The 21458-nt window shown below is 46.2% G+C and carries 23 protein-coding genes; 5 read left to right on the top strand and 18 right to left on the bottom strand.

Annotation, left to right across the window (positions count from 1 at the left end):
• Positions 1-41 precede the first annotated feature (41 nt).
• Together CRO74_RS23915 and CRO74_RS23910 are read left to right on the top strand one after the other, a co-directional pair.
• Positions 42-1469: a DEAD/DEAH box helicase gene (locus CRO74_RS23915; RefSeq protein WP_097129634.1), complete on the top strand. Its 1428-nt coding sequence runs from the start codon at positions 42-44 to the stop codon at positions 1467-1469.
• A gap of 73 nt (positions 1470-1542) precedes the next feature.
• On the top strand, positions 1543-2352 hold the full coding sequence (locus tag CRO74_RS23910; protein ID WP_097129633.1) for a tetratricopeptide repeat protein: 810 nt from the start codon (positions 1543-1545) through the stop codon (positions 2350-2352).
• Positions 2353-2369: 17 nt separating this feature from the next.
• Here CRO74_RS23910 and CRO74_RS23905 read toward each other — a convergent pair whose 3' ends face one another.
• Complete coding sequence (locus tag CRO74_RS23905) at positions 2370-3560, bottom strand: toxin-antitoxin system YwqK family antitoxin (RefSeq protein WP_245877970.1); 1191 nt, start codon at positions 3558-3560, stop codon at positions 2370-2372.
• 57 nt (positions 3561-3617) lie between these two features.
• Between CRO74_RS23905 and fcl the strand changes: the two genes are divergently transcribed.
• A complete protein-coding gene (fcl, locus tag CRO74_RS23895) occupies positions 3618-4559 on the top strand; it encodes a GDP-L-fucose synthase (protein ID WP_097129628.1) in 942 nt (313 codons plus the stop codon).
• A 128-nt stretch (positions 4560-4687) separates the two neighbouring features.
• Here fcl and CRO74_RS23890 read toward each other — a convergent pair whose 3' ends face one another.
• Positions 4688-5320, bottom strand: a complete 633-nt coding sequence (locus CRO74_RS23890; RefSeq protein WP_097129627.1) for an acetyltransferase — start codon at positions 5318-5320, stop codon at positions 4688-4690.
• Between the two features lie 113 nt (positions 5321-5433).
• On the opposite strand from CRO74_RS23890, the gene CRO74_RS23885 reads away from it, so the two are divergent.
• Positions 5434-6261 (top strand): UDP-2,3-diacylglucosamine diphosphatase, encoded by an 828-nt coding sequence (locus tag CRO74_RS23885; protein WP_097129626.1) that lies wholly within the window; start codon positions 5434-5436, stop codon positions 6259-6261.
• A gap of 10 nt (positions 6262-6271) precedes the next feature.
• Positions 6272-7420 (top strand): glycosyltransferase family protein, encoded by a 1149-nt coding sequence (locus CRO74_RS23880; protein WP_097129624.1) that lies wholly within the window; start codon positions 6272-6274, stop codon positions 7418-7420.
• Here CRO74_RS23880 and CRO74_RS23875 read toward each other — a convergent pair.
• From CRO74_RS23875 to CRO74_RS23795, 16 genes are all read right to left on the bottom strand, one after another.
• Positions 7409-8239: an NAD(P)H-binding protein gene (locus tag CRO74_RS23875; protein WP_097129622.1), complete on the bottom strand. Its 831-nt coding sequence runs from the start codon at positions 8237-8239 to the stop codon at positions 7409-7411. The two genes, CRO74_RS23880 and CRO74_RS23875, sit on opposite strands and share 12 nt — an antisense overlap.
• Before the next feature lie 3 nt (positions 8240-8242).
• Positions 8243-9268, bottom strand: coding sequence for a hypothetical protein (locus CRO74_RS23870; RefSeq protein ID WP_245877969.1), 1026 nt, complete (start codon positions 9266-9268; stop codon positions 8243-8245).
• Positions 9265-10203, bottom strand: coding sequence for a hypothetical protein (locus CRO74_RS23865; protein WP_097129619.1), 939 nt, complete (start codon positions 10201-10203; stop codon positions 9265-9267). The genes CRO74_RS23870 and CRO74_RS23865 overlap by 4 nt, the downstream gene beginning before the upstream one ends.
• Entirely contained in the window at positions 10172-10771 is a 600-nt protein-coding gene (locus CRO74_RS23860; RefSeq protein WP_097129618.1) for an RNA polymerase sigma factor, read from the bottom strand. Before CRO74_RS23860 ends, CRO74_RS23865 begins: the two co-directional genes overlap by 32 nt.
• A gap of 108 nt (positions 10772-10879) precedes the next feature.
• A complete protein-coding gene (locus CRO74_RS23855; protein ID WP_245877968.1) occupies positions 10880-11257 on the bottom strand; it encodes a DUF983 domain-containing protein in 378 nt (125 codons plus the stop codon).
• Between the two features lie 239 nt (positions 11258-11496).
• Positions 11497-12039: a DUF420 domain-containing protein gene (locus tag CRO74_RS23845; protein ID WP_097129612.1), complete on the bottom strand. Its 543-nt coding sequence runs from the start codon at positions 12037-12039 to the stop codon at positions 11497-11499.
• A gap of 10 nt (positions 12040-12049) precedes the next feature.
• The gene (locus CRO74_RS23840) at positions 12050-12760 is read right to left on the bottom strand and encodes an SCO family protein (protein ID WP_097129610.1); all 711 of its coding nucleotides are present in this window, start codon (positions 12758-12760) and stop codon (positions 12050-12052) included.
• 3 nt (positions 12761-12763) lie between these two features.
• Entirely contained in the window at positions 12764-13087 is a 324-nt protein-coding gene (locus CRO74_RS23835) for a cytochrome C oxidase subunit IV family protein (protein WP_097129608.1), read from the bottom strand.
• A 12-nt stretch (positions 13088-13099) separates the two neighbouring features.
• Complete coding sequence (locus CRO74_RS23830) at positions 13100-13897, bottom strand: cytochrome c oxidase subunit 3 (protein ID WP_097129607.1); 798 nt, start codon at positions 13895-13897, stop codon at positions 13100-13102.
• A 15-nt stretch (positions 13898-13912) separates the two neighbouring features.
• Positions 13913-14503 carry a cytochrome c oxidase subunit 3 gene (locus CRO74_RS23825; protein ID WP_097129606.1) on the bottom strand — a complete coding sequence of 197 codons (591 nt, stop codon included), beginning with the start codon at positions 14501-14503 and terminating at the stop codon, positions 13913-13915.
• Positions 14504-14512: 9 nt separating this feature from the next.
• The gene (cyoE, locus tag CRO74_RS23820) at positions 14513-15391 is read right to left on the bottom strand and encodes a heme o synthase (RefSeq protein ID WP_097129604.1); all 879 of its coding nucleotides are present in this window, start codon (positions 15389-15391) and stop codon (positions 14513-14515) included.
• Position 15392: 1 nt separating this feature from the next.
• A complete protein-coding gene (locus CRO74_RS23815; protein WP_097129603.1) occupies positions 15393-16412 on the bottom strand; it encodes a COX15/CtaA family protein in 1020 nt (339 codons plus the stop codon).
• Positions 16387-18270, bottom strand: a complete 1884-nt coding sequence (locus CRO74_RS23810) for a cytochrome c oxidase subunit I (protein ID WP_097129601.1) — start codon at positions 18268-18270, stop codon at positions 16387-16389. Before CRO74_RS23810 ends, CRO74_RS23815 begins: the two co-directional genes overlap by 26 nt.
• A gap of 26 nt (positions 18271-18296) precedes the next feature.
• Positions 18297-19418 carry a cytochrome c oxidase subunit II gene (locus CRO74_RS23805; protein WP_097129599.1) on the bottom strand — a complete coding sequence of 374 codons (1122 nt, stop codon included), beginning with the start codon at positions 19416-19418 and terminating at the stop codon, positions 18297-18299.
• 18 nt (positions 19419-19436) lie between these two features.
• Positions 19437-20744 carry a quinol:cytochrome C oxidoreductase gene (locus CRO74_RS23800; protein ID WP_097129598.1) on the bottom strand — a complete coding sequence of 436 codons (1308 nt, stop codon included), beginning with the start codon at positions 20742-20744 and terminating at the stop codon, positions 19437-19439.
• Between the two features lie 85 nt (positions 20745-20829).
• Positions 20830-21444 (bottom strand): c-type cytochrome, encoded by a 615-nt coding sequence (locus CRO74_RS23795; protein WP_097129596.1) that lies wholly within the window; start codon positions 21442-21444, stop codon positions 20830-20832.
• Between the last annotated feature and the right edge of the window lie 14 nt (positions 21445-21458).

Here is a 21458-nt window from a genome sequence, read left to right as displayed (position 1 = left end):
CCCCATTACCCATTGGCTGACTTATCGACTTGTTACCTCCCATGGAAATTACTTCCTTCGAACAGTTCGAGTTGAACCGGCAGTTGCTTAACGCCGTGGCCGACCTTGGTTATACAGAACCCACCCCCATTCAGCAGAAAACCATTCCGCTGAGCCTTGGCAATCACGATGTATTGGGTATTGCCCAGACAGGAACCGGCAAAACAGCGGCTTATCTGCTGCCAATTCTGATGAAAGTAAAATACGCGCAGGGCAAAAATCCGCGTGCGTTGATTCTGGCACCCACGCGTGAACTGGTCATGCAGATCAACGAAGCCGTTAGCGAACTGGGCAAATACACCGACCTCCGCCACCTGGCGTTGTACGGCGGCCTCGGCCCTAAAACCCAGATTGAAACCCTTCGAAACGGTGTTGATATTATCGTTGCCACTCCCGGCCGGTTCATGGATCTGTACCGATCCGGCGAACTGGTAACGAAAGAGATTCGCACGATGGTGCTGGATGAAGCCGATAAAATGATGGATATGGGTTTTATGCCTCAAATCCGTTCTATCCTGGAGATCATTCCAACCAAGCGTCAGAACCTGTTGTTCTCGGCTACGTTTGGCGGTCGCGTTGAACGGCTATCGGCGGAGTTTCTGGAAGCGCCAATAAAAGTGGAAGTAACACCACAGGCATCTACCGCCGAAATGGTAAGCCAGGTAATTTACGAAGCCCCTAACTTCCGGACCAAAATCAACATGCTGGATTACCTCATGCGTCAGGAAGAATTCCAGCGGGTTATTATTTTTGCCCGTACCAAGGGTACTGCCGATAACATCTACAAGTTCTTGTCGCGGAAAGTGATCGAGCCGGAAAAGATTCGGGTGATTCACGCCAACAAAGGGCAGAACACGCGCATCAATGCCATGGATGCCTTTAAGGAAGGCAATATACAAGTACTGGTGTCGACAGATGTAGCCGCACGAGGTATTGACGTAGTCGAGGTAAGCCATGTGATCAACTTCGACCTGCCATTGATTTATGAAGATTACGTTCACCGCATTGGTCGCACGGGACGGGCTAATCATACCGGGGAGGCTATTACGTTTTTGACAAAAGCCGAGGAATACCACGTTCAAAAGATCGAACGAATCATTAAGGCGACTATTCCACGGCAACCCCTGCCTGCTGGCGTAGTGGTCGCTGAAACCCCTGTTGAGGAAGAACAAGCCATGCTTCGTGAGATTGACGAACAGCGACGCAAGGAAGATCCAACCTTTTTGGGAGCTTTTCACGAGAAAAAAATCACAAATATGGCTCCCGGACGAGAGCGAGATAAAGCCAAAGCAAAGCTTTCCGGTGCTAAGAAACCCGCAACATCCGGCCTAGGAGGCCGCCCTGGGGGCTTTGGTCGCAAATCTGGTGGTCCGGTAAGTACAAAAACTGGATCAGGCAAGCGTTCAGGTTCTCGGGGGGGACGTCGGTAATGCATTAAAAATGTACTAATTTGGATTCCCATTTCGTTCTATCGAGACAAAACCCCCTGGTACAGTACTTTCTATGAACGTTCGGATGAATCTGATACAGTGGACTTTAGTTGCGTTGCCGTTTTTATCGGCAGCTCAACCGAAGCAACTTATTATATCGGCGCGTTCGGGCGATTCGATTCGACGAAATCAGCCCGCAGAAAAATCCCTTGAGACGATTGCTCATCAGCCTACAGAATCTGTTTCGACAGACGCAACAGAAACGGCTGGTGTTTCGGCTACTATCCTTCCTCTTTTTGGAGAACGCCCAAAAACTGCCGAACAGATTGATGCAGAGATCCACTTTTTGAACGACTGTGATCGCAACTTTGCCAGTCGTCCGGAAGCCAGTGACTTTTTTGCCGCTCGTGGTTGGGATTACGTATCCAGCGGTCAGTTGGATACCGCTGCTCACCGATTCAACTTGTCGTGGTTACTGAATGATCATAACGCCGATGCGTATTGGGGACTTGGCGTTGTGTGCTACCAGAAAAACCAACTGCCGAATGCCATTCGAATGCTCAAAAAAGGGTTGGCTGTTGCCGATAGTAACGTGGCTCTGATAACCGATTTAGCAACCGTCGAAATTAAACACTATCAGGAAAAACCGACCCCCGATTTGCTAACCGAAGCGGAGGAATTTTTAACCCATGCAGTGAGCTTAAGTCCCGACAACGCCGGGGCCATCCAAAAGCTGTCGGTTGTCTATTTTTTGAAAGCTGATTATCCCAAAGCGTGGGATTATTTCCATCAGGCCCGTAATCTGGATTTGTCCGTACTCGACTTAAGCTACCTGAACGAGTTACTGGCTAAACATCCTGATCCCAAACGGGTATTTAAGTGAAACGACTTAAGCAATCACTAATTCTCCGTTTCTTCTTCCTGGATTACTTTTTCTTTGGCACGCTCGAAGGTTACCTTGCCTTTTTCATCCCACTCGGTTACTGTATACGGCTCGAACTCCGTGTCCCACTGATCTTTGGCGTATTGTGACAGTTTTCGGCGCATTCGACGGCCATTCGGATTGAGCGGGTAGTATTCCGTCCATCGGCCAATTTTTATTCCATTATCGTATTTCCCTTCCTCGGCCAGTAGTCCGTTTTCGTAAAAGGCCATGTATGTTCCCTTTACTTTCCCGTACTCCATCGGAATGATTTCTTTTACTTTCCGATGTGTAGAGTCGTAATAAACCAGACGTGACTCGGCCGGAACGCCCCGATGCCAGCGGGTTTTATCGACCAGCATAAATTTACTGTCGTATTTTTCCCAACGGCCATCTTTCATACCGGCATAATAATATCCTTCTTCAACCAGATCGCTGTTCTGATAGCGTTTGTAAGGCCCGTGAAGTAGCAATCCGGCTCCTTCATCCCGCACAATAGAACTGGTTACACGTGCAGACTTCTGATAATACCGGTAGATCTCGCGAACATAAGCCAGTGGTTTTACGGCATCGTTGTCGCGCAGGACAAAGAACTCCTCGATCACAGTCCGATCACCACTCCCAAATTTGGTGTATGCTTTCACCATCGATAGTCCTTCGTATTCCGTCTTCGACAGTTTGCTCTTACTCTTTCGGTCGGCTTTCAGTTTTTTAAGCTGCTTCACCTTCAATCCCAGATCAGGCATGATCCCATTCAGATAGGTATCTTTCTGATCTTTAAGAGAGGACATAGTTGGTAAACCCAGCGTCGTAAGCGATGATGGTACGGAAGAAGTCCCTGATGTGGGTGATGTCAGCGAACCCAAAGCATCTTTTTTTGCTTTCACCGACGACTTTACCGAAGCTGGTGTTGGTAAGCCCAGGGTTGTCAGCGACGAAGGAACGGAAGAAAACCCATCCAACAACGACGGTGCCGCGCCCGAAGGCGCTAAAACCGGTTTAGTCGCCGTCGTAAGCGAAGCCGGGGCCGTTTGTGCGTGTGTTGTAAACGCCAAAAGACCAGTAAATAATATGAGTACAATCCGTTGTTTCAAGTCAGAAGCAAACATGGCATTGGCAAACGATTGGTGCCTGAAGTTTGTTAGTTTTGCAACGATATACAAAGTCATATTATTTTATAATCTGTCCGTCTACTAGTCAGGCGGTTATGTCCATCTTCAATTAACGTGGAAAAACACGCTCGCATTTATGTTGCCGGACACCGGGGTATGGTTGGTTCGGCTCTCGTTCGTAAGCTTCAGACAGAAGGCTTTACCAACATCATTACCCGCACGTCATCTGAACTGGATTTGCGTAATCAGGCTGCTGTGAGTGATTTTTTCCAACAGGAGCAACCCGAATACGTTTTTCTGGCGGCTGCGAAAGTAGGCGGCATCATGGCCAATAACATCTATCGTGCCGAATTCCTCTACGACAACCTGATGATTGAGGCCAACATTATCCACAGCGCTTATCAGTCAGCCGTCAAAAAATTATTGTTTTTGGGCTCTTCCTGTATTTATCCAAAGTTAGCACCCCAGCCTTTGAAAGAAGAGTATTTGCTAAGCGGTTTTCTTGAGGAAACAAATGAGCCGTATGCTATTGCCAAAATTACGGGTATTAAACTTTGCGAAGCGTACCGGAGTCAATATGGCTGTAATTTCATTTCGGCAATGCCAACGAACCTGTACGGCCCTAATGACAATTACGATTTACAGGGTTCGCACGTACTGCCTGCACTGATTCGTAAGTTTCATGAGGCTAAAGTAAATGGTCAGCCGACGGTTGAAGTATGGGGAACTGGCTCGCCAAAACGCGAGTTTCTTCATGCCGACGATCTGGCCGCTGCCTGTTTCTTTCTGATGGAGAATTACAACGATGCCTTATTTGTCAACATCGGTACTGGCGAAGACGTCACGATTCGTGAAGTAGCGGAATTGATAAAAGAAACGGTTGGCTTTACGGGTGAATTGCGCTGGAACACCGATAAACCCGATGGTACACCTCGAAAACTTATGGATGTTTCGCGACTCCATAATATGGGCTGGAAACACACCACCGAATTAAAAGATGGTTTGGAACGCACCTATCAGGATTTCCTGACCAACGAGGTTTTATACGTTGAATAAACCGTTCTTTTGTAGAGACGCGATACCTCGCGTCTTCTGTGCGTCAGCCACTAGTCTCATTATTAGACGTTTCACTAAGAAATTAATGGCTGACGCACAGGAGACGCGAGGTATCGCGTCTCTACGGATTACAATTTTTTGGCCGGATTCCCGAATACGGTCGTTCCGGCTTCTACGTTCTCTATCACCACTGATCCCGCGCCAATGCGGGCGTTTTTGCCAATTGTCACCCCGCCAATAATCGTGGCACCGGTGCCAATAAAAGCCCCTTCTTCGATAATTGCCCCACTGTTAACAACGCTTCCGGTACCAAGCAGAACGTAGTCGCCCACTTTAGCCTGGCTGTCAATAATCACTCCCGATTGCAGGATGCAATGCTGCCCTACTTCGGCCAGGGGGTTGATGACCACACGGGCCGCAATAAGGTTACCATGCCCGATAGTTGCCATACCCGATACGGTTGCGGTATCATGGATCGCATTTACGGGCTGAATCTTGCGTCGTTCGTTAAGCATCTTGACCAGCCGCTTGCGAACCCGTCCGTCACTAATCGCGACAAAGGCTTCGCATTTCTGGCCAATCAGTTTTAGAAATCCATCATCGTCTGTTTCGCCAAGCACAGAAACATCACTGAATTCTTTGCCGTGCAGTTCTTTATTATCATCTAATAGACCATAGACAACTACAGTATTTCGCTGAAATATGTCTAAAGCCGTCATTCCGAGGCTACCGGCTCCAAAAATAAGCACTGGGTTTTCCATCTATTCTTATTGTGTTAAGTCAATGTTAAGCATCTGTTTAACAACGCTATAAGCTTGTCAATTTGGTAACATTCCGGTAAATCCTAATTCATTCATGAACAGTAGTTTCGTTCATGAAATCAAGTACGCACTTCCGCACCATCGTTATGTCTGACATTCACCTGGGCACCGCCGGGTCGAAGGCCAAAGAAGCTACTGAGTTTTTGCGTAATTACTCCTGTCAAAAACTTATTCTTAATGGCGACATCATTGACGGTTGGCAGTTGAAGCAGTACGGAACCTGGAAAAAGAAACACACCGCCTTTTTTAAAACGGTTTTAAAGCAAATCGTTCATTACGACACCAAAGTTATCTATCTCCGGGGCAATCACGACGACTTTCTCGATCAGGTGATGCCGCTTAAGGTGGGCAGGAATTTTTCGATCCGGAAGGATTACACCCTGACCTCCGGAACCAAAAAGTTTTATGTTACGCACGGTGATGTATTCGATTCTATTACCTCACAAATGAAATGGCTGGCCTACCTGGGCGACATTGGCTATACTTTTCTTTTATGGGTAAATAAATTTTACAATCACTACCGTACCCGGCGGGGCTTACCGTACTATTCTCTCTCTCAACAAATAAAATCCCGCATAAAGAAAGCCGTTAGCTACATCTCCGACTACGAACAGAAGCTAACCGAGCTGGCCCGCGCCCGCCACTGCAACGGGGTTATTTGCGGTCATATTCACCAACCTGCCATTCACGAATTTGACGGCATCATTTACATGAACTCCGGCGACTGGGTTGAATCCCTCAGTGCCCTGGTAGAAGACCATGCCGGGAACTGGAGTCTCCTATACTACACCTGCGATCTGAGCAATGATGATTCAGATACTTCTCCCACTAATCGGGAGCGTCAACCCGTAAAGAGCAACGAATCCGTTCAGATAAATTAATTCTCTTATCATGCGCGTTTTATTTTTAGTGCAAGGTGAAGGTCGGGGCCATTTAACGCAGGCTCTGTCGCTGGCCCAGATTTTACACATGGCCGGTCATGAAGTGATTGGCGCAATAGTTGGCGTTACAGCTGAGCGCAGCGTTCCTGCTTTTTTTGCCGAGAAGTTTACGGCACCTATTCTGCCTGTATTCAGTCCGGGTCTTGTGTATAATGCGGGTACCAATGCACTGGACCCATTCAAGACTACGTTGCTGGCACTCAAAACGATGAAGCCATTCTGGCGTAGTCTACAGCAAGTACGCGATCATATTGAGACAGAGCGGCCGGATGTGGTTGTTAATTTCTACGAAATGCTGGGAGGAATGACCTACGCGCTGCTGCGTCCTTCCGTGCCGATGGTCTGCATTGCTCATCAGTACATGGCCTTTCACCCTAATTTTCAACGCCCAAAAGGCCAGTGGTTCTACGAGCAGGCCTTTAAATTAAACACCCGGCTTACCTGCTTTGGCGCTAAGGAATTACTTGCTCTGTCGTTCGACGCCCAGGCAGACGAACCGCGCGAGCGGCTACGAGTGGTGCCCCCGCTGCTTCGCCAGGAGGTCACCGAATTGAAACCATCGTTCACTACCGATTTTTTGCTGGCTTACGTAACCCAGCCCGGTCTGAAGGTTGAATTACAAAAGGCCCATCAGCAGCATCTTATGCAAAAGATGGATGCTTTTCACGCAGATGCTACCGGGCCAGACCAAGTTATTGACGACACCCTGACGTATCATGCGATTGATGGTAAACGGTTTCTGGAGTTCATGGCCCGCTGCAAAGCGATTGTCACTACGGCCGGTTTTGAATCGGTTTGTGAAGCGGCTTTTTTGGGTAAACCCGTCCTGATGATTCCGCAACCGAATCATTTCGAGCAGGCCTGTAATGCCATTGATGGGCAGCGGGCGGGCGTTGGTGTTGCTTCGGACACGTTCGATCTGAACAAGCTGTCGGATTTTATGCTGCAGTACGACACCCGGTTAAGCGAGCGTTTCCGTGCCTGGCATGCACGGGGTTACTTCCTGTTTCTGGCCGCATTGAACCGGGCGGTTATGCCTACGGGAAAACCTTCGGGCGGCTTTTTCCGGCCTCGGGTCCGGCATCTGCTACGCTCCTAGTTCATACAAAAAATCCAGCGGGTTTGGATATTGGAACTGGTAGCCTGTATCAGACATGATTTTCTCTGGTGAGATTATTTTATAAGGCACCGGATTTACCGGCTCAATAAACGTTGGCAATGCGTAACCGAAGTCAGCACAGCTTTTGCGATAAATAGCCTCCCTCGTTGGGTGCTCTGGAGCAACGGCATTGTAGACGCCCGTCAAAGATTGCGTTATAACTGCTTTTAAAAGGCCTATAGCATCATTTCGATGCAGGTAGTTAACTGGTACCTCTCCGCTATCGACAGTGCGTCCTGCCACGTATTTGCCGGGTATACGATCATAGCCCATTAATCCACCGCATCGGACGATGGTCACAAGTCGATCTGGAGCCAGGCTCTGCACATACTGTTCGGCCTGTACTAAAGCTGGAGAAGCCGATTGACTGACTTCTGTAACGTCTTCCTCAACCATTATCCGGTTTAGTTCGGAGTAGACCGAGGTAGAGCTCACATAAATAACATGCTTTATGGACGATTGCCGGATTGCGTCTGTCAGGTTCTTGATCTGGGCCGGATGAAACGCATCTCCCTGTTTACCGGCTTTCGGCGGAATGTCGATTAGTAATACATCGGCTTGCAGTAAGGTCTCCAGTTCACCATCCGGTTCTGGATTTAACCGCAACAGATGTCCCTGAATACTTGCTTGTTCTAGCCTGGTGAGCTTTTCGGGCGTTGTGGTACTTCCTTTTACGCGGTAACCATCCGCTGCCAGCTCACTACCGAGCGGTAATCCAAGCCAGCCACAGCCAATAATTGCAATCGTTTTGTCGGGCATAGCTTAAAAACCGATCCCAAACGTGAGTGTTCGAACATCGGGGCCTTTTTCGGCTTGAAAAAGTGGATTTAAATCGTATTTCACAAAGAAGTCGAGGCTACGCAGGCCCAGGTGTGCCATGAGACCGTAGCGATAGTTATTCAGGTAATAGTCGGAGTGACGACGATCTTTGCTGCCATCGGCCTCTTTTATTTTCCGATAGCTGTCTAGTCGATAGTTTACATAACCTCCCACTCCGAGATGGCATATTTTCCGGCCGTCGCTGTTGTAAAACGTTACGCGGGGCACTACGGGTACGCCAATGGTGCAAACGGTCAGTTTACTTTTTTGCAGATCACGACCGGCATCTGGGAATGCGACTCCCGTTGGCGTCTTTTCAGCAATGTTGTCTCCCTGGAACATGAAATTGTTCCAGGCCACTTCAACGCCATAATAGAGCTTCAGCGACGCGTATTTACCGCGTATTAGAGTTGGCATGGCTCCCATCGACAACGCCACGTACCGCGACCCTATTGGCCGTAAATCATAATTATCTTCGGGATAAGCCGGACTTGAACTCTGCTGAATAAAATTATTGAGGCCAATACTCAAGCCATAATCAAAGCTGCTTCTGTTTCGGTCATTTTTCCGACGTTTGGCCCGTTGATAATCCTCGTCTTGCTTATCGGTTTTCCGGGATGGGTTGGTAAGCGTATCACCTGTATTGTTTATAACAATGGTGACTCCGTCTTTCTTCTTCGTTACAACAAGAACGGTGTCTTTCAGAAACTGGCCTCCATCTTTCGAAATAGCGGTCTTTCCATCCGGCACCGAATCAAGTTTCATACCCATCTCCCGAACAATCTTGTTCAGGTCGTAACTGGATAGCGCCTGAATAGCGGCCTTGTCGGGTGCATAAATTACCAAGCGAGTCCGGTTCGCAAAGCGAATTACCAGCGAATCGGTTGGATGGGTTGACCTGGTTCCAGCGCTGGCAAACATCGGAATAGCCAGTACCAGCATGATTAGTTTATGTATTCGTGGGGTCATTGTTTTGCTGCTTTCTCTTTATCTAAACTATTTTTCAGGCCACTATAAGCCCGTCCGAGCAGGCCACGGTCTTCGTTATTTACATCATCCTGCCGGGCAAATACTTCGCCTTGCTTAATACGCTTCACTTGTTGCCACAAACTTCCTTTCGTTTCCTTCTCCGCTTTATCAGTTTGGGCCACTGCTGTTTTTTCTTCGATAATTGCTTTCGCTTCCAGACGGGCCGCTACCAATGCCTGTGGCTCTGCAATTGTTACTTCCAATACGCGTTCAGCAGTAGGAGTTGGCTTAGCCACGGCTTTGTTTTCGGCGACACGATCCGTATTTACCGTTTCTATTGGGGTTATTGGGGTTACATAGACGGGCGCATTATGGGTCGCATTTCCCTTGTTTTCAACGGTTTTTGTTTGCGCCATTACCGCTTCGTTCTGTACCTGCGTTATTACCGATGGTGCATTGTCAACCACTTTTGCCCTCTTCACGCTTTCTGACGCCGGATTCGTTACCTTCTCGTTCACCGTCACCGGTTCATTGTTATCGGCAAGCTGTGGCGTATTGGCTGCGGGTTGCAATCCAGCAGGGGTCTCCTCAGTCTCTTTGGATTGTGGCTGAGTACCTGATGGCCGTTGATTGTCCAGCTTTTGTTTTTCAAGCACATTCCCCTTCACCGCTACACTGTTTTGTTCTGAATTATTGCCAGCCCCTGATGGCCAATATAGCCAGCCAAACAGGCAAACTATCGCTATACAGGCCGCTGCCGCCAAATACGGTTGCACAGCCGGACCTCGCCAGAAAACCAGGCGTGGTTCCGGTTTCTGCTGGTTCATACGTGCCTGTAGTCGCTCAAAGCCATCGGCACTGGGCGGAAGTGACATGTTACCCAGCTTTCGGGCAAACAAATCGTCAATTGGCAGTTTTTCTGTATTTTTTTTCATAGGATTCAGATCGAATTTCCTGTTCCATTTTCTTCAAGTTCGTTTGCAGCAACACCCGCGCACGACTCAGCTGAGACTTTGACGTCCCCTCCGAGATTCCAAGCATTTCCGCTATTTCGGCATGTGAGTATCCCTCAATAGCATACAGATTAAATACTGTACGGTATCCATCGGGCATTTGATTCACTAACCGCAGTAAATCATTTTCATTGACGGCTGTATCGGCCCATTCATAATCCGGTTCAACGGTAATATCTTCAAGAGGTACCTCCTGTCGCCATTGTTTTGCTTTTCGCAGAAACATTAACGACTCTGTCACCATAATACGTCTGATCCACCCTTCAAAACTACCATCTTCCCGGAACTGCTCTATTTTCTCAAAAACCTTCATAAAACCGTCCAGCATTACTTCTTCGGCATCCGCCCTGTTCGCGCAATACCGTGTGCAAACAGCCAGCATTTTACCAGCATACCGTTCATAGATGACCTTGTGCGCGCGGCTTTCGCCCCGTTTCAGCGCTCCAATCAGCTTAGCTTCTGTTGTAAAAAACGGTATAATTCGAAGCATATTCGTTCAGGTTCATTGAGTAGATGCAAGTTAAGGGAGGCTGGTTGCATGAGGTCAAAAAAAATAATCACCCAGTGATTATTTTTTCGGGCAATAAAAAAAGGGCCATTACAGCCCTTTTACATATTTGATACCGGCAACATAATGGAGCCAGATTACCCGTGATATTCGAAAGTTAACCGGTGCAATTACGACCATGACCGGTGCTATAATGCTAGCATATACCCAACCGTCCGGATCGCCCCCCAAATAAAATATCAGAAATCCCAAGACTAAGGCAACGCCACCTGATATGGCATAGCTAACATACATGGCTCCGATAAAGTAACCGGGTTCAATTTCATAGCGTAATCCGCAATGAGGGCACAGTTCGTACATCTCATCAAAGCCCGTGGGCGAGTAGAAAGGCTTTTTAAATATTTTGCCCTGTCTACATCTAGGACATAGCCCTTTTAACGCGGCCTGCGATTTCGAGACGTCTTCCATACTCACGTTTGCTGTTCCTGTACCACAAATAAGCAATTGATACTACAATCAGGTACGGAATCATTAATAAATAGACAATGCCAAGGTTCAGGTTCGAAGCAACCACACTTCGGCCATTGCTTACAGTACTTTCAACCGTTCCCCGACACATGGCACACTGAGCCATTAATTCAGGAGAAACAGCTAACAGAATAACAATTACGAGCCACACCTTCCAGGTTCTCATGATTTTCTCCGTGTTAATAAATGTAATAAGGTTCGATCAAAAAATAGACAATTACACCTGTTATACTTACGTACAACCAGATGGGAAAGGCATACTTTACAGTTTGCCTGTGTTTTTCTATTTGACCACTTAATGCAAAATAAACGGCTCGTAATACAAACCAAACAACTACAATCGAAAGAAAGATGTGAGATACCAGTAAAAAGTAATATACTGGTCTTATCCAGCCTTTACCGCCAAACGGCGTTGACTGATTGGTTAGATGATAGAGCACGTAACTGACCAGGAATACCGAGCCTAGCGCAAACGCCATCAACATAGTCCGTTTGTGGGCCGCAATATTTCCCTTACGTATGAAGTAAAAGCCTATCAGCAGCAGTAACGCTGTGAGTGAGTTGATAACCGCATTTAGATGGGGCAGGACGGTCGTCCAGCTACCCAAATCAACCTTTTGCCGAATGCCGAGCAGAATAGCCACGGCCACCGGAATAGCTATCGAGAGCACATTAATAACCCGATTAGCTTTTTGTTCCTGAACGGGTTTCAACGCTTCCATAAATTCCTGATTATTCTTTGCTGTAAATGTCCAGTAACACGCGAATTTCAAGGACCAGACGATCAACGTCTTCTTTGTCGGTTCCATCGTAGAACCCTCTGACAATCCCCTGTTTATCTACTAATACCAACTTCTCGCTGTGAATAAAAGTTTCGTCCGGCTTACCCTCTTTCACCCCTGCATCTACCGTAGGCAAATAATAGCCATGCATCGCCAGATCGTAAATATCTGCTTTATTCCCCGTTAAGAAGTACCACTTTCCCGGTATAGCCTCATACTTGGTTGCATAGGCCTTCAACTGGGCTGGCCGGTCATGTTCGGGGTCTACCGTATGCGAAAGAAACACAATATCCGGGTTGTTGCGAAAGATATCCTGTACCCTGGTTAGCTGGGATGAAATGCGCGGACAGATGGTCCCGCACCGGGTAAAGAAGAAATCGGCTACGTAGATTTTGTTCTTTACAATCGACTGATCAACCGTCTTCCCGTCCTGATCAATCAGCTTGAAGGGTGGGATTTGGTTGAAGATGGTATCCGTTACCTGACTTCCATCGGGAAGATTAACTTTACCCATTAACGGCTCACCGTTTGTTGAGTCGATTTTAGGCAAATAGCGGGGTAACGCATAGTGATTTTGCGTTCCAAATCGAAGGAATACATACAGCAAAGCCGGGACCAGCAACGTAACGAGCAGGATCCCGGCTTTTCGATTAACCGTCATTAGTTATCGTAATTGAAAAATAGAACCGCCTTCGGTCAATAAAGCCACAAGTAGCCAGATGATAAAGACAATAGGGATAACGATTGCCCAGATGAGGCTTTTCACCTCATGCTTTAAGTGCATGAACTCACCAACAATGTAGAAGGCTTTCACCAACGTCATGATTACGAAAATCGACGTTCTCAAACCACCCGCTTTCATAAAGTAAGCCAGGGTAAATTCAACAGCGGTTATAGCCGACAGAATGAAAAACGTGCGCCAGATAAGGCCTGTATTAGCTGGTGGAATTTCACCAACCTCGTGGGTTCCGTGTGAATGATCAGACATGACTCAGGGTAATTAAACCAGATAGAAAAATGTAAAGACGAATACCCAAACCAGATCAACAAAGTGCCAGTAAAGACCAACTTTCTCAACCATTTCATAATGGCCCCGACGTTCGTACAGGCCGGTAGATGCCCGATAGAAAATCAGGATGTTCAGAACAACTCCACTAAATACGTGCGTTCCGTGAAAACCCGTAATAAAGAAGAACAAGTCAGCAAAGGCTGGCGGTCCATACTGGTTTTCGACCAAGTTAGCGCCAAAGATAGTACGTTGAACGGCCTGACCATTGATCAGCTCGGTAATGGTTGTACCAGTCTCCGTACCGTGAATAAAGTGGCTCCATTCCCAAGCCTGGCTACCCAAAAAAGTAAAACCTCCCAGGATAGTCCATAGCATATACTTCTCAACATCCTTACGATCCATCCGGTGACCAGCTTCAACGGCCAATACCATCGTTACGCTACTGAAGATAAGAATGAACGTCATGATACCCACAAAAATCAGGGGTAGATCAACGCCATGCAAAAATGGTACTGAATTATACACCTTCTCTGGTGTTGGCCAGTAAAGGTTGGAAAATTTGAACACCTCGCCGAATACTGCTGGATCCCAGGCCGGGTAGCTGTACCGAATCAGGCCATACGTTACTAATAGCGCCGAAAAGGTGAAAGTATCCGAAATTAAGAAGAACCACATCATCAGCTTGCCGTAGCTCACTTTCATAGGTTCAACTCCACCCATCCAGGTTTTCTTATCGAACACTTGATCCGAATCGGTCGTCAGGGTATCGTGCGTTACAGTAGCCGCCATGCGTCTAAAAGATTATCAATGAAAATAGACTAAAAAGAAAAACAAATACAACCACAAAATGTCTAAAAAATGCCAATACGTTGCCGCTATTTCTATCTGATTCAGGCTTTTAGCATGAATACGGAGTCGGAACGAAGCAATCAAGGCAACTAGTAAAACGACTAAACCGGAAATAAGGTGAAAGCCGTGTAGACCGGTAAAAATGTACATAAAAGAACCAGCCGGGTTGCCAACGAAGAATACATTTTCGTTTACTAATTCAACCCAACCCTGGAACTGCATGTATAAAAATATTGCTCCGAGTACAAAAGTAATAGATATCGCTATTTTCAAGCTCGGAAAGTTGTCTTTTTTTGCGGCCAGATAAGCCCAGTGCATTGTCAGACTACTAATGACCAAAACAATTGTACTGTACGAGAAGACGGCTGGAATATCATATTCAAGCCAGTTACCTTCCGCTCTACGCACCAGATAAGCACTGGTCATAGCGGCAAAGAGCATGATAATACTAACAACAAACAACCACATGATAAACTTGCGGGGGTTCATTGAGAGCGTTTCCTGTGGCTCTTCGGCAATTGAAATATCGTTGACTAACTCACTCATGATTTGTTGTTATACTTTATCTAGTAGATAAACAATCTGTACAATGGGCAAATACAGCAATGAACCAAACATCATTTGCAAAGCTGCTTTGTCGGTACAGGTTCTCATTAAGTGAAACGTTTGTGCCAGAAACAAGATTCCGCCAACCATTGCTACCAGCGCTGAATTAATACCCGTCATACCGAGCAAATAAGGTAACCATCCCACAGGTATTAGAAACAGTGTGTAGATCATGATCTTATAAGCTGTTTCGGCTGTTTTTCCGTCACCCGGCATCATTTGAATACCTGCTTTCTTGTACTCGTCAAAAGCAAGCCAGCCAATGGCCCAGAAGTGAGGGAACTGCCAAAAGAACTGAATGGCGAATAATATTCCTGGAGCCCAGCCAAAATGGTTTGTAGCGGCAACCCAGCCAATCATTGGCGGAAATGCGCCCGGTAAGGCTCCCACAAACACAGCAATCTGTCCTTTCTGCTTTAGTGGTGTATAAACGAATCCGTACAGTAACAACGAAAGTACGGCCAATGCAGCCGCCCGTATGTTAAAGACTTCTACGAATAAATAGCATCCAATACTGAATAACAAAAAGGCAAATACAGCAGCCTCATTGACGGATAGACGCTCAGTCGGTAATGGCCGCACAGCTGTACGTTTCATTACTTTATCCGACTCTTTCTCTATAATTTGGTTGATAATGTTTGCTGCTCCGGTGATGCAGATTGAAGCAATCGTCAATACAGCAATTTTCCACCAAACCACATTGTCTGAGGCCAGACAGTACCCAAAGACGCCCGAAAAAACGACCGCCAGTGTTAGTTTAAGCTTGATTAACTCGATATACGCTTTTGCTTTCCCGTTAAGAGTGGCGATTGCCAGTATTTTTTCCATACTAAGCTTGTACTAATTGGGACATGTCTTGCTTGTCCTGAGCTATTAGAAGTTTGGGGGTTAGCAGGATGCTAACCGAAAACTGCAACCCTACAATCAATATGGCTAACAAAAGGTGGATTGGTTGAGCTGCAGCAGGCACGCCCAGATAAGCCATAATTACACCCGTGCCTATCTCTGCAACAACTAGTATAATGAGATAGTTGGTCAGTCGACGAATTACTATTGATGTACTTAACTTTCTTAGCCGGTAGAGCACAAGCACATGTAAGCCAAACAGCACTAATGAGAAGGAGCGGTGAATATAAAAGCGCCAGTCTAACCCTTCAATCCAGCTGTTTCGTTGCGCGTATCCTAATCGTTTTACAACGAAATCAAGCGCATCCCGAACTTGGGCACCGAGTATGATTTGCCCCAATGTTAGTATCATTACTAATACTACCAGTCCTCTCAATCCACCTATATTACTCGTGTTACGCTCGTCCTTTAGCTTTACAGCATTTGCGCGAATGAGTACAAATAATAGTGCAAAGACGACAACAATAGCCAGTAACAGGTGTAAAGTGATCATGTGTTGTGCTAATTCAGTAGCAACAACACGTGAGCCTAACCAGCCATTGACACCAATCATTAAAAAAGCCACCAGGCTTCCTATAACAATTGATTTGTCTTTCCGTAAATAAGTGAAGGAGTTAATTAGGGTAGCAAAGACGAGAAAGCCTGAAAGAACACCTAATAAGCGGTTAATATATTCAATCCAGGTCTTAACGGCGTTAAATTCAATTTCACCTTTGAGTTTTGCTCCATAAACTTCTTGGTAATTAGCAGGAAGCTGCGAAATCTCTGTGGGAGGAATCCATTGGCCAAAGCACTTGGGCCAATCAGGACAGCCCATTCCAGAGCCTGTGCCTCTAACGATTCCACCAGCAAGAATTAGCAGATAGATGACAATTACCGTCAGAAAAGCCAGGCTCTGGAAGCGCTGTTCTTTTTTATTAATGAGGCTGTTTGAACTGATCATTCAGGTTTTGTGCCTCGATCTCACTTTCCAGGCTAATCAATTCATTCTCGTGTGGAAGATTTGATTCTGGCGTTTGAGAGTAAGGTACGTTTTGTGGGATGAAGTCATCCTTTGCACCTGGTTTGCTGTAATCATATGGCCAGCGGTAAACGGCTGGTATCTCACCTACCCAGTTACCATGACCTGGAACGATTGGCGTTGTCCATTCGAGTGTATTCGACTTCCATGGATTCTGCGTTGCTCTTTTACCTCTAATTAAGCTATTAACAAAATTATAGATAAATACCCACTGGGCTACAAAGGTGAAGATTGCCGCCAGGCTGATAAATGCATTCATGTCAGCAAAGATATTCTTCGTGAAATCATAGCTGGTGAATGCATAGTAACGACGTGGAAAACCAGCAATACCTACATAGTGCATTGGGAAGAACACAAGGTAAATACCAATGAAAGTTAACCAGAAGTGGATATAACCCAGTTTCTCGTCCATCATCCGGCCAAACATCTTGGGGAACCAGTGGTACACACCCGCCAGCAAACCAAAGGCTGAAGCAGCACCCATCACAAGGTGGAAGTGAGCGACTACGAAGTATGTATCGTGCAATTGAATGTCAAGAGCCGAGTTACCTAAAATCAGACCAGTGATACCACCCGAGATAAAGAACGATACCAGACCAATCGAGAACAACATGGCAGGCGTAAAGCGAATGTTACCACGCCATAGTGTCGTAATGTAGTTAAACGCTTTTACAGCCGATGGAACCGCAATGATCAATGTCAGGAACATAAAGATAGACCCTAAGAATGGGTTCATCCCGGTCACAAACATGTGGTGAGCCCATACGATGAACGCCAGGAAGGCAATACCCATCATAGATGCAATCATGGCACGGTATCCAAAAATTGGCTTACGAGCATTGGTCGCAATAATTTCCGATGTCATACCCAGCGCTGGCAGGATAACGATGTATACCTCCGGGTGACCTAGGAACCAGAATAAGTGTTGGAATAAGATTGGACTACCCCCTACGTTCGGTAATGCTTCGCCTTTAATATAAATCTCAGACAAGTAGAAACTGGTACCGAAGCTACGGTCGAAGATAAGCAGCAGAGCAGCCGACAATAATACAGGGAAAGAAATTAATCCCAGAATAGCCGTTAGCAAAAACGCCCAGATCGTCAGGGGCAATTTGCTGAATGACATCCCCCGAGTCCGCAGGTTGATCACTGTAGTGATGTAGTTAATACCACCCAGCAATTGTGAGACAATGAACAAGGCCATACTAATCAGCCATAGTGTCATTCCCAGTTCAGAACCTTTGTGAGCCTGTGGTAATGCACTCAGTGGAGGATAAATGACCCATCCACCAGCTGCCGGACCCGTTTCGATGAACATCGAAGAGAACATGACAACACTGGCGATAAAGAAGAACCAATATGACAGCATATTCAAAAAGCCAGATGCCATATCACGAGCTCCCACCTGCAACGGAATCAGGAAGTTTGAGAAAGTACCGCTCAAACCAGCCGTTAGTACGAAGAACACCATGATTGTACCGTGCATGGTAACTAATGCCAGGTAAAAATCAGGGTCAAGTTTATCAGTCTCATTGATCCAGCTACCCAATACCGGGCGCAGGAAACCCAACTTCAGGTTTGGGAAACCCAACTGAAGCCGGAACATTACGGACAAGCTAATTCCTATGATTGACCACAGAATACCAGAGATCAGGTACTGTTTTGCAATCGTCTTGTGGTCTTCAGAGAAAATATACTTGCGCCAAAAACTTTGCGGCTCGTGATGGTCATGCTCTGTTGCATGTGCCACAATTACCGGGTTAGCTGATACAGTCGCCATCGTATTGGTTTGTTGTAAGTTAAAAATTAACGAAGTGTAGTGGTTGCTACAGAAACTCCACCTTGGCGTGGTATTAATGCGGTAGAACTATCGGATGGCGCAGCAGTGGCATCAGCAGGCAGATACTTTGCTGCTTTTGCTTTCAAATTTGCTGGAATACGAGTAGCCAATTCAGGAGTTGAGGTTAACAGCGGTTTTTGCTGCTTGCACCAAGCTTCCCAACTTGCCTCATCTTCAACAATAAGGCGAATACGCATTGAAAAGTGCCCTTGTCCACATACTTCTGTGCAGGCAATTTCGTAGGTAAAATCAGGATTTCCGGTGAGGTTACGCATTTCGTCCGTCGTCTTATCGGCTATGAACCAAAAACGGGTTGGCATACCTGGAACAGCGTCCATCTTCACACGCAGGTGAGGAATAAATACGCTGTGCAGAACATCACGAGCACGAATTTTCAACAAAACGGGCTTGTTAGCTGGAATGTGTAGCTCCGAAGTAGATACGAAATCATCAAAAGAAGATTCATCCGTGTAGTCGATCCCAGTCTCGTTATTATTGTCGATCAACTTGTAGTTGAAATTGCCCAGCTTATTGTTGTCAACTCCAGGATAGCGGGCAATCCAGTTAAACTGCTTACCAACAATTTCGAATACCTGGGCATTTGCTGGTGCTTCTGACATAATATCGCGCCATGCTCTCCAACCGGTGAACACCATTACGGCCATGATAACGGCCGGAACAATTGTCCAGATCAACTCCAACTTGTGGTTTTCCGGATAATAAGCTGCCTTATATCCTTCTCTGTGCTGGTACATCCATGCAAATATGAAGAGCAAAGCATTCGTCAGAACAAACGCAGCAGTGATCATCGCCATCGAAATCCAGAACAGGTTATCCGTACGCCGTCCGTGAGGAGATGAAGCTTCGGGTAAGAAGAACTGCCGGGCATACATAAACGACCAAACAGCGGCTATTAAGCCAACTACAAAAAACACAACAAACAGAGCCCCATTGATCTTGTTGCTCAAACCAATCTCACCCTCTTCTTTAGGGCCACCTGCGGTTTTAACAACAGCTGCCATTTTGGACACAACCATCGCGGCCAATCCTAAAAAGACTACTGCTAATAATGCGACTATATAGACCATTTTTTTACAGGTTAGAAATTAAATATCATGGTGTAATGTCTCTACCAGCATCGGGTGATTCTTTGGAATCAAATTCGCCTTTGTTAACTGACTAGAAACACTCCAGATAAAACCACACGCGAAAATAAGAATCATACCGAATTCAATCGGACCAAAACCACCGTGCTCACCTACCGTTCCTGGCATAATATTAACGTAGAAATCAAAGTAGTGACCGATAATAATACACCAGGCAGCCAGCTTCAAAATTATGTACGTACGCTTGGCATCGCGTGTCATCAAGATTAAGAATGGACACACGAAGTTCAGGAATAAAGTAACAAAGAATGGCGCTTTATAAATCCCGCCAAACCCGCTAAAACGCTCACGATAATAGATTGTTTCTTCCGGTAAGTTGGCGTAGTAGATCAGCATAAACTGTGCGAACCATACATACGTCCAGAAGATACTGAAAGCAAACATGAACTTGCCAAGGTCATGTAAATGGCTTTCATTGACAATTTTTAAGTAGCCTTTTTCCTTTAATGAAACAACCGTTAAGGTAATTATTGCCAAGCCAGTCACGTGCCAGCTAGCCAGCGTGTACCAGCCAAACATAGTACTGAACCAGTGGGTATCAATCGACATAACGAAGTCCCACGCCGATGTTGACGAAGTAACGCCAAACACTAACAGGAAGGCCGTTCCCAGTTTAATACTCTTATCGTAATATTCTGTACCACCTTCCAGGTCTTCCTGAATTGAGTAGTTCCGAATAACACGCCACATCATGTACCACAAGGCAAAATAGAGAACGATACGGGTTAGGTAGAAGGGCATATTTAAAAAGCCTTTTTTACCATTAATGATCGGGTCAAATTCAGCGCTCGATGGGTCAAATAAGGCAGGGTTCAGCCAGTGAAACAAATCATGTCCCGCTAAAAAGAATACCGCCAGTATGGCAATGCCGGTAAACGGTAAAAAAGCGGGTAGAGCCTCGGGGATACGCTTAAATGCCGATGACCAGCCTGCCTGGGCTAAATAATTATACGAGATAAAAAACATCCCGATAACCGAAGCCCCTGCAAAATAGACAGCGTTTAGCCATACGTTAGCCCACAAACGGTTAGTCCATTTGTATGCATGATGACCACCGCCTTCATGAGCGCCAGCACCAGCTTCATGTACCACATGGGTTTCATGTGATCCAACGCCCGATGCCAACAGGTATGCGCCAATTGCTACTAACGCGACTCCGGCTCCAATACCGATCATTAACCGACGTTTGGAGTCCGCAGTAAATTCAAATTCTTCGTCTAAGGACGGTATTGCGTGAGCCGATGCCATTCTTATTGGTTTGTCAATTAATTTAAAGACCCTGGATGCTTACAGCCAAAACTGAATTAGTATTGGCTGGTGCATTCACCGTCATTTATCCTTGTTGGAGTTTGTGAACGTATTGTACAATCTTCCACCGATCTTCTGGTGTGATTTGCGAGCCATGTGGCCACATCCGACCTTTACCATGGGTAATGACGTGAAAAACATGTCCGTCATTCATAGTCTTGTACGCATCTGCCGAGTAGTTTGGAACACCTTTATACTGAGCAGCTACAGGTCCATCACCCTTGCCCGTTGCACCATGACAATGGCTGCAATAACGGGTATATAGCACTTGACCTTCAGCCAGCGTCTTCTCCGAATCCTGAATGGGATTTGTTAAAACACGTTCTGCAATACCTATGCTGTCAGCCGGAATATTATACATCATCAAATCTGTGGTCTTAAAAGCCCCTTCATTAAATGTTGTATGGTAATTAGGACGTGCAACAGTACCCTGAGCCGGCAAACGCATGTTGAGACCATTCTCCCTTACATTTATTGTATTCGGGCGGATCTGACGGTAAGGCTCGTATCCAACAGATTCGTACATGTTAGGGGCATAAACAGTCCCCGTATCATCATGACCTCTTTCACAGGACGTACCCGTGATTAACAGTCCGATAATAGCTAGTGCTGTAGTAACACTTTTATGGTTAGTTATCATCCTTATACTGATCG

Source organism: Spirosoma fluviale (assembly GCF_900230225.1).
GTDB lineage: Bacteria > Bacteroidota > Bacteroidia > Cytophagales > Spirosomataceae > Spirosoma > Spirosoma fluviale.
The sequence above is the reverse complement of the archived record's forward strand: the minus strand, read 5'-3'. Positions and strand labels throughout refer to the sequence as shown.